The sequence below is a fragment of the Methanosarcina sp. genome (genome assembly GCF_028693135.1).
GTDB lineage: Archaea > Halobacteriota > Methanosarcinia > Methanosarcinales > Methanosarcinaceae > Methanosarcina.
Genome location: NZ_JAQUVZ010000013.1, coordinates 1 through 16,535, shown reverse-complemented (window position 1 = coordinate 16,535; position 16,535 = coordinate 1). Strand labels below are relative to the sequence as shown.

General features: G+C 42.3%; 9 protein-coding genes and 1 pseudogene. 5 read left to right on the top strand and 5 right to left on the bottom strand.

Features of this window, described 5'->3' with window-relative positions:
- Positions 1-218 precede the first annotated feature (218 nt).
- Together PHF18_RS08250 and PHF18_RS08245 are read right to left on the bottom strand one after the other, a co-directional pair.
- Complete coding sequence (locus PHF18_RS08250) at positions 219-737, bottom strand: TIGR00725 family protein (RefSeq protein ID WP_300100989.1); 519 nt, start codon at positions 735-737, stop codon at positions 219-221.
- 207 nt (positions 738-944) lie between these two features.
- The gene (locus tag PHF18_RS08245; RefSeq protein ID WP_300101189.1) at positions 945-1,466 is read right to left on the bottom strand and encodes a DUF367 family protein; all 522 of its coding nucleotides are present in this window, start codon (positions 1,464-1,466) and stop codon (positions 945-947) included.
- Positions 1,467-1,912: 446 nt separating this feature from the next.
- Here PHF18_RS08245 and PHF18_RS08240 point away from each other — a divergent pair, with 446 nt between their 5' ends.
- From PHF18_RS08240 to PHF18_RS18070, 3 genes and pseudogenes are all read left to right on the top strand, one after another.
- Positions 1,913-6,457, top strand: a complete 4,545-nt coding sequence (locus PHF18_RS08240) for a NosD domain-containing protein (protein WP_300100986.1) — start codon at positions 1,913-1,915, stop codon at positions 6,455-6,457.
- A 268-nt stretch (positions 6,458-6,725) separates the two neighbouring features.
- Positions 6,726-6,914 carry a hypothetical protein gene (locus PHF18_RS08235; RefSeq protein ID WP_300100984.1) on the top strand — a complete coding sequence of 63 codons (189 nt, stop codon included), beginning with the start codon at positions 6,726-6,728 and terminating at the stop codon, positions 6,912-6,914.
- A gap of 563 nt (positions 6,915-7,477) precedes the next feature.
- Positions 7,478-8,689: pseudogene (locus tag PHF18_RS18070) on the top strand (ISAzo13 family transposase).
- 53 nt (positions 8,690-8,742) lie between these two features.
- On the opposite strand, the gene PHF18_RS08225 reads toward PHF18_RS18070, so the two are convergent.
- A complete protein-coding gene (locus tag PHF18_RS08225; RefSeq protein ID WP_300100979.1) occupies positions 8,743-9,195 on the bottom strand; it encodes a universal stress protein in 453 nt (150 codons plus the stop codon).
- A 933-nt stretch (positions 9,196-10,128) separates the two neighbouring features.
- On the opposite strand from PHF18_RS08225, the gene PHF18_RS08220 reads away from it, so the two are divergent.
- Together PHF18_RS08220 and PHF18_RS08215 are read left to right on the top strand one after the other, a co-directional pair.
- A complete protein-coding gene (locus PHF18_RS08220; RefSeq protein ID WP_300100976.1) occupies positions 10,129-11,379 on the top strand; it encodes an MBL fold metallo-hydrolase in 1,251 nt (416 codons plus the stop codon).
- 208 nt (positions 11,380-11,587) lie between these two features.
- Positions 11,588-12,133, top strand: coding sequence for a ferredoxin domain-containing protein (locus tag PHF18_RS08215; protein WP_300100973.1), 546 nt, complete (start codon positions 11,588-11,590; stop codon positions 12,131-12,133).
- A 53-nt stretch (positions 12,134-12,186) separates the two neighbouring features.
- Here PHF18_RS08215 and PHF18_RS08210 read toward each other — a convergent pair whose 3' ends face one another.
- The gene (locus PHF18_RS08210) at positions 12,187-14,178 is read right to left on the bottom strand and encodes a DUF460 domain-containing protein (protein WP_300100970.1); all 1,992 of its coding nucleotides are present in this window, start codon (positions 14,176-14,178) and stop codon (positions 12,187-12,189) included.
- Positions 14,179-14,889: 711 nt separating this feature from the next.
- Positions 14,890-15,933, bottom strand: a complete 1,044-nt coding sequence (locus PHF18_RS08205) for a serine/threonine-protein kinase RIO2 (protein WP_300100967.1) — start codon at positions 15,931-15,933, stop codon at positions 14,890-14,892.
- Between the last annotated feature and the right edge of the window lie 602 nt (positions 15,934-16,535).

Sequence of the window (16,535 nt, the reverse complement as noted above, 5' to 3'; positions counted from 1 at the left end):
GCTTTCATTACATTTTGTGGAGGAATGCTGGCATACCCCTAAATTCCTGCCAGTCTGAGTCGAAGCCTACCTCCTAATTCTTGAAGTTGCCTTTTGCAATATAAATTTATGGATCAAATATCAAAATATTTTACTACCGTAACTCTAATAAGGTTCAGATATTCCTTATTTACCTGTTTTTTCCTTTTTTTATGGCTCTTTTTATTCAGAAATTTTACTTAAGGTTTTAACACCTCGTCTCTATACCTCGTCTCTATTTTTCTTTTTATCCCGTCTTCAATGAGTCTGAAAGCAAGCTCTACAGCCTCCTGCGGGCTTTTTGTGCTCTCCGTACCCTCGATTTTCCATCTGGACTCCAGCAATACCACAGGCTTTCCCATCTTCAGCCCAAGAGCTATTTCTGAAAGTGTCCCATATTCCCCGGAAACCGCAATAAGAGCATCTGAGGACTGGGATATAAGTGCATTTCTGGCATGCCCCATTCCACTGAGAACGGCTATATCTATCCAGGGATTTGCTTCCTCCCGCAGGGCTCCGGGTAAAATTCCCAGGGTTATTCCTCCTTCAAGTTTTGCTCCATAAGCTGCTGCTTCCATTACTCCTCCCAGGCCTCCACAGAGAAGAATAGCTCCCTTTTTTGCAATCTCTTTTCCCACAGCTTCTGCAAGGGCTCTGGTCTCAATGCTGCAGGTCCCGGCTCCTATAACCCCAATCTGTTTTCTTAATAACGGTTCCACTGTACATAACTCCTTTACCCTTTTAGCTCTTTCAGCCTTTCAGAACTTTCAGCCTTTTCAGAACTTTCAGCCTTTTCAGAACTTTCAGCCTTTTCAGAACTTCAGACCTTTTATTAGAGATTCGGTCAGGTTGCGCCCCTTTCTTCTAGAGGCTCCGAAACAATTGATTTTCTCTGGATAATTGATTTTCTCTGAATGTAGCCGCCTTCAGATGTAATGGCTCTGCATTTCCACAATTTCAGTGCTGTTTTTTGCGGTTGCATATTCTTCAAGCGGTTCCCTGTTCAGTTCAAGGAAGCTGTGCCCCCAGTTAAACTTGGACATGACTTTTTCAGCCTGCTCTTTATACCCAAAAATATACAGGGCTGCTGCAAACGCCTCTGCAGAGTTGAGTTTAAAAGGCTTTCCGAAGTTCACAGGATTGCCTGCAAGCATGTAAGGAAGGGCCCTGTGTTCCAGGTTCAGCTGTTCCAGTTCAGGAAAAATCCTTTCCACTTCTTCCCAGGAACAGTCAAGCACAATAATTCCTTTCTTAGGGTTATCGGCTGGTGAGAGGGCTTTTTCTGCCATAGGGTCAAGCAAAATCGCTGAGTGGGGCAGCCTTGAGATCCTGTCGTAAAGATGGGCAAGCTCAAAGCGTGCCATTTTTTTTCCTGTGCACTTTTTAGGGTCACACTGCCCGGCATGGTAGATATATAGGGGAATGTCCCGGCTCTTTGTCGGATTCATCATTGATCCTCTGGAATGTGGGATTCATATGTTTTACATCTTTGCTTCGTCGCTCTTTTATTCACAAATCCACAAGGACCGTTCCATGCCAGTTCAAGAGCCTCGGCATACAACCAATAATTTCTGGAGTTTAGAGCCTTTTCTTAGGAGCCTTTTCTTCGCTGGATCTTTCTGGAAACGCTGCGCAAAAATTTCGGAATATATTTATACACCTCATCGTGTATTTCTTTAAAATATTTTATATGTTAGTCTGTTAGTCTCTTAAATTCAATTTTCAAGCTGATTTCAAACCAGTATGCTCAGGTTTTGCACCCGTGTCCAGATATGGTGATTTTTTTCTTAAACACCTGAGCCTTTTCATTTCATCTAACAGAGAGGTACCTGTAAAAAACGCCGGTAGATTGTGAAAACATGTCAGCCGATTAACTACTTGAGGGAGATTTTTCATGAGAAATATGAAAATTATTATTAGGCTATTGCTTTTTGTCATCCTTATTTCGGGACTTGCGGCAGTGAGTTCAGGTGTGGCTAATGAAAGTGAAAACATTGCACAGTTGACTTTGATCTCAGACCCGGTTGTCGAAGGAAGTTCCGGGGAAGAATATTCTTTTGCTCCTCTTAATCCCGACTTTTTGAAATTTCAGGAACAAATGGAGAAAAAAGAAAACACTGAAATATTGCTTTTTTCCTCTCGGAATGCGTTGACATCCGAATCGGAGGCTGAAGCTGAATCGGAAGCTGAATCGGAGACTGAAGCTTATGCTACAGGACTGAAGCCTGCTCCTGTAGATTTCTCGCATCTTCAAGCGGTTGAGAATGGGGAAGATTCAGGCTCTTTTGAATCTTTCTACGACCTTCGGGCTCTTGGGAAAGTCAGCCCTGTAAAAGACCAGAAAGATTCGGGGAGCTGCTGGGCTTATGGTTCCTATTCTTCGCTTGAGTCCTATCTGCTTCCCTCAGAAACCTGGGATTTCTCGGAAAACAATATGAAAAACCTGCTCTCACCCTATTATCCCGAGAGTTTTGATTCTTATGAAGGCGGCTTCACACTGATGTCTGCAGCTTACCTTGCCCGCTGGAGTGGCCCTGTCATTGAAACGGATGATCCCTATGATCCCCATTCCAGTGTTTCTCCTGAAGGGCTTCCGACAGCAAAACATGTGCAGGAAGTTCTGTTTATTCCAAACCGGCAGGAGCCTCTGGACAACGAAAACATCAAATGGGCTTTGCAGGAATACGGAGCAGTTGCCTCTACAATCTGTGTGGATTTTTCCTCTTTTGATCTTGTTAACAACAGTTATTATTACGCCGGCCAGGATTTCTCCAATCACCTGATTGCTATTGTCGGCTGGGACGATTCCTTTGATAAAAACAAATTCCGTCCGGCTGCTCCGGGAGATGGCGCCTTTATCGTAAAGAACTCCTGGGGACCTGACTGGGGAGAAGAAGGTTATTTCTATGTCTCCTATTATGATTCGAAAATAGGCACAGATAATGCCATTTACACCGCAGAGAACCTCAGTGACTATGATTCCATATACCAGTATGACCCCCTGGGCTGGGTCAACAGTTTCGGGTATGCCCAAAAAACATCTGCCTGGGCTGCCAATCTTTTCACAGCCAGGGAGAATGAGACGCTCAATGCTGTCAGTTTCTATACCACGGATTCCGGGGCAGATTATGAGGTCTATATTTATACCGATCCGGTTTCCGGACCTGTAAACCCTGAGGGCCTGAAGGCATCCGGAAACGGGACATTTACTTACGCAGGGTATCATACCGTCCGGCTGAACCAGGGAGTTCCCCTTGTCGAAGGGCAGAATTTCTCAGTGGTGCTCAGGTTAAGTGCTCCTGAATACGGATATCCCGTTGCTCTGGAGTGCCCGGTGGAGGATTACAGCAGTCAGGCTTCTTCCAATGCCGGGGAAAGCTATGTCAGTTCTGACGGCATGAGCTGGGTGGACCTCTCTTCTGTCCTTGAGAATTCAAATGCCTGCATAAAAGCGTTTACTGACAGGGACGCAGCTCCGGAAGCTTATTTTGTACGAGATGTTACTTCGGGAGCTTCCCCACTTGCGGTTAGTTTCTTTGATGCTAGCAGGAATTCCCCGACAGGTTGGGTCTGGGACTTTGGGGACGGAGCGAGTTCAACCGAACAAAACCCTGTGCATACATACGCTGATCAAGGGCTTTACACGGTAACCCTTTCCGTGGGAAACGAATTTGGAGCTAACAGTACTTCCAGGAAGGACTGTGTTTCCGTGGGTAAGCAGGCTGCGATTCTTTATGTTGACAATGACAATGTAGACGGTGCACCCGATACTTATTCTTCTATTCAGGAAGCAGTGGACAGGGCAGCCGCCGGTTCAACGATCATTGTCCGCGAGGGTTGGTACAGTGAAACTGTGAATGTTGACAAAACGCTGACAATCTGCTCCGAGTGCGGATATCAAAATACAGTGGTCCAGTCAGATAACCCGGAAGATTGTGTATTTTATGTTACCGCAGATTCCGTAAATATCAGCGGATTTACCATAGTCGGGACAGGCGATTACTCAAACAGTATGTTCTCCAATTGTGGGATCCTTCTTTACAATGCCAAGGGAAACACCATTAGCAACAATATTCTCATAGATAATCTGCTCGGGATTTGCATGTACGGCTCGTCTAACAATACGGTGCAGGCAAACAATGCAATTTCAAACATCCATACAGGGATCTATCTGTATAATTCCCCTAACAATACCCTCTACCGGAACAGAGCTATTTCAAACAGTTACGGGATCTGTCTCAGAGCGTCGGGGGATAACAGACTCTGCGGTAATAAGATGGGAAACAATGAATATAATTTGATAATTACAGACTTTACTTCCTTAAACGATATCGATAAGAGCAATACCGTTGACGGTAAGCCTGTATATCACGTTGTTGGGGAAAGCGATCTGGAAATAAATGCTTCATCCAGAGCAGGGACGGTTTTCTGTATTAACTGCCAGAATGTTACTGTCCGGGACCTGGATCTCAAAAACAACTATTGTGGAGTTGTCCTATGCAATACAAGCAATTTCCTGCTTGAAAACAACACACTTGCAAATAACGACGTGGGAATGTATCTCCTGGATTCCGGGGACGGGAAAATCGAAAACAACAGCGTGGTTTCAAACAATGAATTCGGTTTTCTGTTTGAAAACGCCTGTGGAAATGCCGTTGAGAACAACACCGCAGATTCCAATATGCTTTGCGGGCTCTACCTGATCAGTTCCTGGGGGAATACGCTCAAATACAATACGATGTCAGACAATTATCTTAACTTTGGAGCCGAAGGGGTACTTGAACCGAACCAGATAGAAACAAACAACCTTGTGGACGGCAAGCCGATATATTTCTTTGTAAATGGCGACGGAATCGAACTTGATTCCAGCTCAAATGCAGGCACCGCTTATTTCGTTTCCTGCCAGAACGTTTCGGTCAGGGACCTTTCCCTGGAATATAACGTATGCGGGATTTATCTCTCCAATACAAGCGAGGCAAGGCTTGAAAATAACAGCGTATCGGACAACCTTTATGGGATCTATCTCGAAAGTACCGAGGGCGGTACGCTTGCTAACAATAGTGCCTCGTACAACGATGCCGGCATTTTTGTTTTAAGTTCGGAAAATACCACAGTTGCAGACAACATCCTTTCAGGAAACGGGTACGGCATATGTTTGGACAGTTCAGAGCACAACAGCCTGCTTAATAACAGTGCCTCAGACAATTACAACGGACTTTATGCCTATGGGTCCGAAAACAATACGTTTGCAGGAAACCTGGCAAATTACAATTTTGAAGGCATCTATCTGGAGTCTTCAGACAATAATAAATTAATTAATAACAACGCCTCTGAAAATATTTACGGCATCGATCTGACATTTTCAAATAATAACACTCTGGACGTCAATAATGCAAACTTAAACAATTACGGGCTTTCGATGTGGGTTTCCAGAAACAACACAGCTATTTACAATGATGCCAGTTCAAACTTAATAGGCATTTTACTATGGATGTCTGAAAACAACAATTTAACCAACAACACTGTCCTGGAAAATCTATATGGTGTCTGCCTCACAGATGACAGCAAAGGCAGCGGAGACAAAATAAGGCCAAATGGCAATACCCTGATGTCAAATATCGTTTCAAACAACTTTGATACGGGCATCCTGATTGATGGGAGTTATGGCAACCTCATTTACAACAATTATTTTAACAACACAAAGAATGTTGAAGATGAAGACCTTAATACCTGGAACAGTTCCGAAATAGGGAACTACTGGAGTGATTATGAGGGACAGGATGCTGACGGGGACGGAATAGGAGATACACCCTATGAGATTAATTCTTACACCGGCAGCCTGGATTATCTGCCAGTAATCTGTCTTTTCGATTGTCTGGCTCTATCTGAAGATAATATTTCTGAAAGGCAGGACACCCGGGATCATACGGACATTTCGGGAGAGTTCACAGAAAACTTATGGACAGTTGAAGCCTCGCAACAGGGTGTTTCCGCAGAATCAAAAACCGAGTTCAGCTTGAACAGTCCTGAAACTGGCGTTTCCGGAATCAGCTTTGAACCCTGGAAGTATTCTACAATGGCTGCTTCCGGGGACGAGGGACTCAAAGAGGATTCTTCAGATGATGATCGGGAACTGGACGGGAAGCAGGACACTGATTTCTTCAAGGGTTTTGGGGTCTACCAAGGTATGAGTCTCCTGGCAGGCAGCGAAGAATTTGAAAACTCTGAGGGTATCAATAAGGTAGTTATAGAATTCAGAGTTTCAAAAGCCTGGATTGAAGAAAATAACATCGATATCTCCACAATCATCCTAAAAAGGTCCAATGATGGAGCCTGGACTTCCTTTTCAACGATGATGGCCGGGGAAAACGAGGATTACTTCTTCTTTGGGGCTGAAGCTCGGAATTCTCCCGGTATTCAATTATGGGAACAAAAATGACCCTGGAGCTTATCCCGAAAAAAAGAATTCTATACGGAGCTCGAGAAGAGGTTTAAGTTTAAGAAGTCCTTAAACCTCAAATTTTTTTATTTTTTCTTCGGAACTAGGAATAATTGCTTTTACTCAAGGCTATGGCTGAATAGTTACATACAATTTGAAGAGGATACAGAAAACTTTGAAAATAAATTGAATAAAAGATGAACTTTATATAGTACATTACTGTTTTATAATTATTAATTTGTAAATAAGACTTCAAGAGGTTTATAATTTGGCAACAAAGAAGCAAAAGGCAGCAAAACGCGATAAAATAGATAAGGAAACGAACGGTAAAATAAAAACACCAGTTGAGGCAGTTAAGGAATCAAAAGACAACATAAAAGTACCAGATAAGAATCAAGATAAGAAACAAGATAAGAAACAAGATAAGAAACAAGATAAGAAAGGAAAAGGAAAATAAAAAGAGGATATTTAAATAAGGCTTTCTTTTCTCATCTTATCTATAATCCATTTTTTGCATTATCGAATATCCGAAGATTAAAAAATAGTTTCCTGTGTATTTCAATCTATGGTATTATTTTTAAGTCCCCGACTAACTAAAAAAGAATTTTCTCGTTTTTTAGCTATGTTTTTAGTTTCCGGAGTATCAGGACAATGTGAAGTGTGTTTTCAAAAGTTTTTTAAATGATTGGAAAAATAACTATTTGATGAGAACATAGAAAATTTATCCCCTCCATGTTCTCTTTTTTTCTCCTGCTTCTATATTACCTATCCTATAATATAATACCTTATTTTTTATATTTGTTCACCATATGTTGCACTATGTCTAAAGGTGGAGCGACATTTTGGTTTAAGGTGGCAATTGTTATTGCTGTTTTTTCAGGTATAGCGAGTGCTGTTCTTAAAGTGGTTGGTAGTTGGAAAACTGATAAGGGATAATAAATATATAATACCGAGTATTTTTATTCCTAATATATAATTCTGGTTCAACTCGATTACAAATGAAAATGGAAATTGAATTTGATGCTGCGCACAAAATATTCGGAAGAAATTGAAAAGCAAATGAAAGCATTTTATGATTCATTGAACGAGAAAGATAGAAGAAGATATGCAGCTATAGAAGCAATGAAATTAGGTCATGGGGGACAAAAATACATAAGTAATGTGCTGGGCTGCCATTTTCAGACTGTCATGGCTGGAATTGCTGAACTCACTAATGGTACAGAAACACCAGAGGACAGGATTCGAAAGCCTGGAGGGGGCAAAAAGAAAATCATTGACACGGTGGAAAATCTCGATGAAATTTTCTTTGAGATCTTAAAAGACCATACTGCTGGAAGTCCTATGGATGAAAAAATCAAATGGACAAACCTGAATCACAAAGAAATTTCAAATGCTTTTAAATTGAGGGATATGAATGTAACACCTCATGTAGTAAAGCAGCTTTTGAAGAAACATGGTTTTGTAAAGAGAAAAATGCAAAAAACCGTCGCAATGAAAGATTGTGAAGACAGAAATAAGCAATTTGAGAGGATTAACGAGTTGAAAGAAGAGTACTCTGAAATCGAGAATCCGATTATCAGTATAGATGTGAAAAAAAAGAATTCATAGGAAATTTCTACCGGGATGGAAAAGGATATTGTACCCAGGCAGTAACGGTATATGACCACGACTTCAATACATTTTCAGATGGTATTGTAATTACACATGGCATATACGACTTGAAACGTAACGAAGGATACATCACCCTGGAATAAGTAAGGATACGAGCGAATTTTGTTGTGACTGCATTAAATACTGGTGGGAAAAATACGGTAAGGAAGATTACCACCAGGCAAGTAGTATTTTAGTCTTAGCAGATGGCGGTGGAAGCAACTCAAGCAGGCATTATATTTTCAAGGAAGACCTGCAAAAGCTATCAAATGAAATTGGGATTGAAATCAGAATGGCTCACTATCCACCATATACTTCTAAATACAATCCAATAGAACACAGGTTATTCTGCCATGTTACGAGTGCCTGTAAAGGTACTGTTTTCAGCAGTATTGAGGTGTTAAAAGCTTTGTTGATAAAACTTCTACATCAACAGGACTAAAAGTTTTATCAACTATCAAAAATAAAGTTTATGCAACGGGAAGAAAAGTAACTGAAAACGTCAAGGAAAAAATAAAAATTGTCTTTAATGATTATTTGGGAAAATGGAATTATAGAGCAATTCCAGAAGTAAAAACGTGAAGTTATTTTTCAAGAATTCCTAAATCGTGTGCTGTTGTAGTTGACAGAAAGTTTCAGCTTTGTTTACCAGTCCGTACGACCATGACAGGGACTTTTGAACCTCTTACTACTTTTTCTGCAACACTTCCCATCAGAAATTTTTCGAGCCCGGTTTTTCCGAGTGTACCCATAACTATCAGGTCCACGTTGTTATTTTCTGCAAAATGGATAATTTCATCACTCGGGCACCCATCTAAAAGAACCTCTCTTATCTCCACCCCCGAGTCCTCTCCAAGCTGCTTAAGTTTAGATACTACTTTCTCCCCATCACACCTCATTATTTTGTAGATTTCTTCTTTGCCAGCAGTCCAACTTTCTGAAATTGTTGATTGTGTATTTACTACGTGAAGAGCGTGGACAGTAGCTCCACTAAGTTTTGCCATCTCAATCCCGTAAGAAATAGCTCTCCGGGTATTCTCAGATCCGTCTGTTGCAATCACTATATTTCGGTATAAATCGCTTGTCATGTATTGTTCTCCATTACAGATTTTAACTCACATCAAATTCCCATTAAAAATTACTGTAAAATACAAGCATAAAAGACTAAAAACATTTATAAAGGCCTATAACTCTATTATTTTTTCTACAAAATTATATACATAATTGTGTAAGCTCTAAATGCCCTATAATATATTCACCTCACATTAAATATAAGTGTGTTAGACAGCAGGAAAGTGAGTGACTCTTTCCAGAGTTACTCACAACTCCCATGATTGATTTTCGAAGCAGAGCCAGATTAATCTCCCATAAGAGAGATTTTAAAAGTATCTTAGATGGCCCTAAAGTCAGATTTTGAAGAAAGCTCGACGCAGGAGAGCGGCCTTTCAAACAAATAAGAAGAATAGAAAAGGCAAATAATAATCTACGTCTGCTTTTTACTGCTTTTTTCTTCTGCTTTTATTGCTTTTTGTTGCTTTTTATTGCATATGTAAGGTTCTTCCTTCTACCTCTTTCTTCTTTTTGAAAAAGGCCGCCAGACAAGCTGGCGGGGGCGCTTATATACCCTGTGAAATAAAAAATGGTTTCCGGGGTCAAGAAAATTATTTCTTATGCAAGGTGGGGAGTCTCTCCATAGTATTCGGTTTCCTTTAGTTGTGTTACATGTTACTATTGTTTTTTTCTTAGCCAATGGCGGGCCTGCTAAAATCCTGCGCGGCTTGGGAGTCTAAAACCAAAAAATGCCAGTTTTGAGTCTGCTGGACAATATCAATCAATTGATCAGGATCCACTCAATTTTCATCACTGAATATTAATATTTTATCAGTAGTTTTAAGTTCCTGTACCTTTAAACTTTTAGCTATCGGATCATAACTTATAAGGGCTTTAAAACCAGATTTATTTCATAAGGCTTTTTGATAAAGCTTATTCGAGAAATTAAATATAAAAATGACTTTCAAGGAGTGTTTGTTCTGGAGCTTAGTTTTAAAGGCGGATGCAGAGAAGTAGGACGTTCGGGTTTGCTTGTTAACGGGGAAGTTCTGCTCGATTATGGGATAAAGGCTGGAAATATTCCCGAATATCCCGGAAACGGCATGGAGCCAAAAGCTGTACTGATATCCCACGGGCATCTGGACCACTGCGGAGCGGTTCCTAACCTGATGTACCTGAACCCGGAAGTCTACATGACTCCGCCAACAGCAGAGTTTACCAACCTTTTAGGAAGAGATACCCTCAAGCTTGCAGAAACCACCCTTTCAGGCGTGGCTCCCTTTGACCCTAATGACCTTCAAAGGCTTAACCGGCTGGCCCAGAGAAAAGACTACGGGGAAACTTTCAAAACTCACGGCTACAGTGCCTGCTTCTACAACGCAGGCCATATCCCGGGCGCTTCGGGAATCCACCTAGAATCCGAATCCGGAGAGAGCCTTTTTTATACAGGGGACCTCAACCTGCAGGAGACAAGGCTTGTGCCCGGTGCAGAAAAGTTTCCTGAGGCTGATACACTTGTTCTTGAAAGTACATACTTCGGGGAAGAACATATCCCGCGAAAAGAAACCGAAGAGAGGTTTATTGAATCCGTTCTGGAAACCCAGGAAAGGGGAGGAACTGCCATTATCCCAGCTTTTGCAATAGGCAGGACTCAGGAGATACTCATGCTGCTTGACGCCCACGGTATAAGGGCTTACGTGGACGGTATGGGCAGAGATGTGTACAAAATCCTCAAAAAATTTCCTGAGTATCTGAGAGATCCGGACCTCCTTGACAGGGCGTTCGGACGTGCGATTTCCGTAAGAAACAAACAGCGGGAGTCAATCCTTAAAGAGCCTTCAGTCATTGTTACTACAGCCGGGATGCTGAACGGGGGACCGGTACTGTATTATCTGAGCCGCCTTTACAAAGACCCGAAATCAAAAATTCTGCTCACAGGCTATCAGGTTGAAGGTACAAACGGCCGGCTGGCCTTAAAACACGGAGTCATTGAAACCGATGGATCTGTCCTTGCCCTCAAGCCCAAAATCGAGCAGTACGACTTTTCTGCCCACTGCGGAGATCAGGAGCTGAAACAGGTCGTAAAGGACTTCTGCAAAAAGGGCACTGAAAGGGTTTTTGCCATGCACGGAGAACGAACAGAAGCCTTTGCACAGTGGATTTCAGAGGAAATCGGCGTAGAAGCTTATGCACCCGCAAACGGGGAATCTTTCAGTTTTTAAAGGGGAAAAAGAAAATAGATTATAAGGCATGGATAAGGCATGGGCATGGATAAGGCTTGAATAAGATCTGAATAAGGTTTGAATAAGATCTGAATAAGGCTTGAATAAGATCTGAATAAGGCTTGAATAAGACCTGGATAAGACCTGGATAAGGTTTCTTACGAAGCCTGCGAAATGCTTAAGCCTCGCGAGTTCCAATTACCTGAACATGATCCTCAATCCTGAATCCGAAGTTCTTGAGACACTTGCAAAGAGCATCCTCCTGGCTGCACGGACTGCCCCGAAAACCAAAGGAGTAGACGACATAATAACTGCCCTTGTGGAAAAAGAGGATATTGAAAACCTTGCCTCGGCAATGGAAAAGCTGGCATATGAAAAAGGCGAAGGCTTTTCTTTCCTCAAAAGAGATGCCGGAAACCTCATAAACGCAGGGGCTGTTGTCCTCATAGGAGTCAAAACCAGCGGGGTAGCAGGCTTAAATTGCGGAGCCTGCGGGTTTAAAACCTGTGCAGAAATGCTGGGCCAGCAGAAGGTAGAAGCAGATTTTAAGGGTCCAAACTGTATGCTCAAGTATGTAGACCTGGGAATTGCTGTAGGCGCAGCTGCTGCAAAAGCCAAAGATTTCTGTATTGACAACAGGGTCATGTATTCAATCGGTGCAGCAGCAAGGGTTTCCGGGTTGCTGGATGTAGATGTTGCTTTTGGAATTCCGCTGAGTGTGACCGGGAAGAATATCTTCTTTGACAGGAAATAAGCCCTGGATAGATAAGGACAGGTAAGAGGAATAAAGGATCGATATGAAGAGCCTTAAACCAGGCCCCTCCTCCTCTCACTTTTGTACTCTTCAAAAAGGCTCTGAAGTTCATCTTCCTTGGCTTTGTGGCGTTTTGACCCGGCCTCTTTTTCCCAGGCATCAATTGCAGCTTTAAGCCCTTCCGGCTCAGCCATTGCAAAGTCTTCAGCTCTTTCAAGCGGGAGACCCTTTAATACCGGCACGTCTCCTTTAAAGAAAGTCTCTTCTGCTGCATGTGAAATATCCTCAGGAATAAGTACTGCTCTAATTTTGGCTTCTACAAGGATCTGGGCTGTTGCAGCACCGCCTCCGCTTGGATTTTCCAGAAAAACCACATCTCCTGGCTTGAGCCCGTACTTTTCCTGTGTTTCGGCAATTGATTCCTTTGTAAAAGCTGCAATAACCTTTACAGGGATACCTTCTCCGCGAATTTCCATTTTCCGGATTTTACGCAGTTTGTTGCTCCTGCGCCTGAGTTCTTTTACGGTTTTATTTTTATTGCTGAGCTCTTTTTTCAGGTTTTCTATGGTGCTGTCCCTTATCCGGACCTCTTTAGATTTCCGGACTTCGCTGTAAGCTTCCTTTTTAAAGCCTTTTAACCTTGACTCAAGCTTTGAGATTTTCCTGTCTCTTGCAATAAGTGACTGTTTTAATTCTTCTACATAATCCTGCAGGTTCTGAATCTGTTCTCCCTGCCTCTGGACAGTCTCTCTCACTTTCAGGAGAGATTCGTCAACTACCCTTTCCTCGGGTTTTTCAGGAGCAGCCCTTGCCCCTGGTTTTTCAGGAGCACTCGATGCAGCCTTTACTTTTTCGATTGCAGCTTCTATTGAGTCTCCGCGGATTACATGAAGCTTTATCAGTTCAAGATCCGCATTTTCCGGAGCTTTCTTTTCAATCCGTATAAAGACGTTCTTGTAGCTCCTGTAGGTGAGAAGAGCTGCAGTTAATGCATCCCTTTCGTGGTCATTGGAATAGCCGAAGGTTTTTCCAAGCGCAATTTTTTCTTCGGCAGAGACCTCAATTCCAGGGCTTGCAGGGACTGCGTTAAAGCTCCTCCGGATTTTTTCAACCGAGCCTGGCATTGGAGTGACATCGCTTGCAATTACTGCAGGTTTTCCATATTCGGCAATAAGCTTGACAACTTCATCAGGAGCTATTCCCCTGAAGCTTTTCAAATAGAGGAGGTCTCCATCGAGAGAAAGAATAGCTATGCCCACGTTTGTTCCGGGATCGAGCCCCACTATTGTGAATTTACGCCTGGGGTTCTTTGGTTTCAGAGGGACATAACGGATTTTATCACGTTCGACACTTCTCACATTTACCTGCGCATCGCTGCTTGTCATAGAATGTATTGGAATCTCTCCGCGCTTTGCATAGACTGTAAATTCGGACCTCACATAGCCCCCGAACCCCTTTACATTTATGGTTTCGAACCTGATTCCTTTTTCCCGTGAAAGGTCCCTGAGGGTATTTTCAATCTCCCGACTCTTCTGAAGCACGGCTCCGTGCACTTTTCTTCTGTACCGGTTCTGGCTCCAGCCTCCCCGTCCAAGGGAACGGGCTCTGCTGACCTTAATTCTAGTAATATCTTCAAAAAGAGAAACCTCATGCCCGACCCCCAGGTCTGCAAGCCGGGCACAGGCTTCAGCTTCATCATTAGGGTTTTTGGGGTCAAAGAAAAACCCGTGCTTCCGTGCAATCCTGACCAGAGGTTCCTGGTGAAGCCCGCCAGTGACCTGAACGAGTTTTACCTCATCAGGCAGGCGTTCCATAAGAGAAAGGAGCTCGTTTCTATCAGCCGCAAGCTCGAAAATGTTGTCAACGGCTATTATCTCCGGCTTCTCCCTCTGGATCAGATTAAAGATCTTCTGGCGGCGGAGCATACTCTGATGGGAAACTTCTCCGTCCTTCAGGATAGCCAGAGCATAGCGAGGAAGTTCCTTTGCCCTTGGAGAACCCCGGGCGATATCAATTCCATAGATGATTCTGTTTTGCATGAACACCTATATTTTATCTCTGGTTGAATATATATTTAACTGATTTCTACTTTTATTTTGCAAAATTGACATAGTCTATAAGGTCCTGCTCTTTCGCCTCAACTAACTTCAATTTTCAAAATTTTAATCCGTATTTGAATTTTCCCTGGAAAAAATATACCCTTCAATTAGCCGTTTCCCACAATTAACCTTTTCATTGAGGTGAAATTGCAACTAAAAACTTTAAATAGAGTCTATTTAAGGAATATATCTCGAAAACCGGCCCCAATAGATTTTAGAATCATTTTTGAGAGCGTGTATACTGTTTAATTATATTCAATTGGGAATCTCAAATTGCGTGCATCCACCCCACCCTTAAGAGGCTGTCCGACAATTCAATTTCAGGGTAAAAACGTGTAAAAAAGGTGGTTAAAGCCTTTAAATCAAAAAAGAAGGGATTTAATTCTTACTAATAGTAATTATCGGACAGCCTGTAAAGCACAGGGGCTTCCTTCCTTATAAACCGTGACATTATTGTAGCTCGTTCAGAGGAGAATCAAGTTCTAAAATACTAATATTTATCGCAATAAAAAATTTTTACGATAAAGAACTTTTATTTTCTTTATCCGATCTGAGTTCACTTATCTTTCATCTGTTTCTTTTAATTCCTCTCTTCTCCGAATTCTTTTTCTTCGCTATCATTTTCTTTATCTTTATTTTCTTCGCTGATCCTCTCATTTAGACCTTCCCTCCTTTACCTGTTCCTTCTATAAGTGCTTCGTCCATGATTGCTTCGTCCATGATTGCTTCTTCATTACCTTCTTCGTCTCTGCTTTCTTCGTCTCTGCTTTCTTCGTCTATGATTGCTTCTTCTTTACTTGCTTCGCTCAGGTTTGCTGCACTTTTAATTTCACCAATTACTTCTTCCAGATCCCTTTTAACCCCATACTTCCTATTAAAATGAACCAGTACATTTGAAACATCCCTTTCGAGAATTTCGTCAGCCTGGGGATGGGCGGGAGTGATATACTGAGGCCAGTCGATGAGCTGGACGCCGTCTTCGGATACAAAGATGTTATATTCACTTAAATCGGCGTGGATGATTCCAAGCGAGTAGGTTATCTTTACCTGCCTGAGAATCTCATCGAGATACCACTCAGCGTTAAGGAGCTTTGTTTTTGAGAGCAGGCTGCCTTTTGCAATCTCCATAACAATTGCATGCCTGTTCTGATCCAGGGGTTTTGGGATCGACACTTGCGGATATACCTTTGTCATGATCTCATACTCCCTCTGGGCGGCAAGCCGAGCAGCATAAATCCATGAAAAGTGCTCTCTTTCCCCAATGTGTTCACGTACTCTTTTTATTTGCTTGAAGCTGGTCCTGCCTTCCCTGTGGAATTTGATAATGACCGGAGAAGGCTTCCCTATTGCAAGCTCAGGCTGCCGGATCGCCTCCAAAATGACGGACTCTTTGCCTACCCCTACTTCATCCCCTATGGCGCTGATGGTTTTTCTTTTCACAAAGGTATTGAGAGCAAGGGCATCATAGCCCTCAAAATAAATCTGGTAACCTTCATAAGGCTGGGTGGTTCCGACCACAAGCTTATCCCGAACAAGCTTTCTTAGTCTGTATTCCAGCTTATCAAAAGGCATTTTAGTGTACTTATTCAATTCTTCTATTGGCACCCACTCAAAATGTTTCATCCCTGTCTCGATGCCTGTAAGTATCCTGAAATCTTTTGCATCGATCTTTTTGAAAACCTTTAGCACTTCGTCGATCATCCTATCCTGTTATACATATCATCCTCGATATTTAAATGATCGCCTGAATTGTGCCACCCGAGTTTCGCCACCCGAATTGCGATTCGGGATCTCAGGAAATCGGAGATTTTCTGGGAGTTGCACTGCAAGTGCAACAGCCTGCGGTCCTTTTCGCTGCGCTCAAGAGGACTACTTAAAAGAAGGGCATCCAGAAAAGCTTACGGTGGCACTTTATAGCTTGTTGATTGAAATATAGTTTTCGTGGTCATGAGACGCATTTTACAGGTTAAGTGAGGGTATTTATCCATAGAATTTGGTTTCTCTAAATGGTAGGGCAGGTTTGCTTGTTGTTATTTCTTAGTTGATGGTGGGTCGGCTAAGTCCTGCGCGGAAGGGAGAATACTAAAAGATTCCATTTTCGGGCACTCTGGAATAATATCAACTGATTAAAGATGGACCCGGAGAAACAGAAAACAAAAATTCCGGTTCCATCTTGGTCGAATAAGTCAGGGAGATTACTCTCCCTTTCTCTTCTAAGAACGGTACATGACATTTTCATGTCATACCGCTCAAGCATTTTCAAACCCTTTATGTATTGGGCGACAGTTATCCTTTTATTGCCT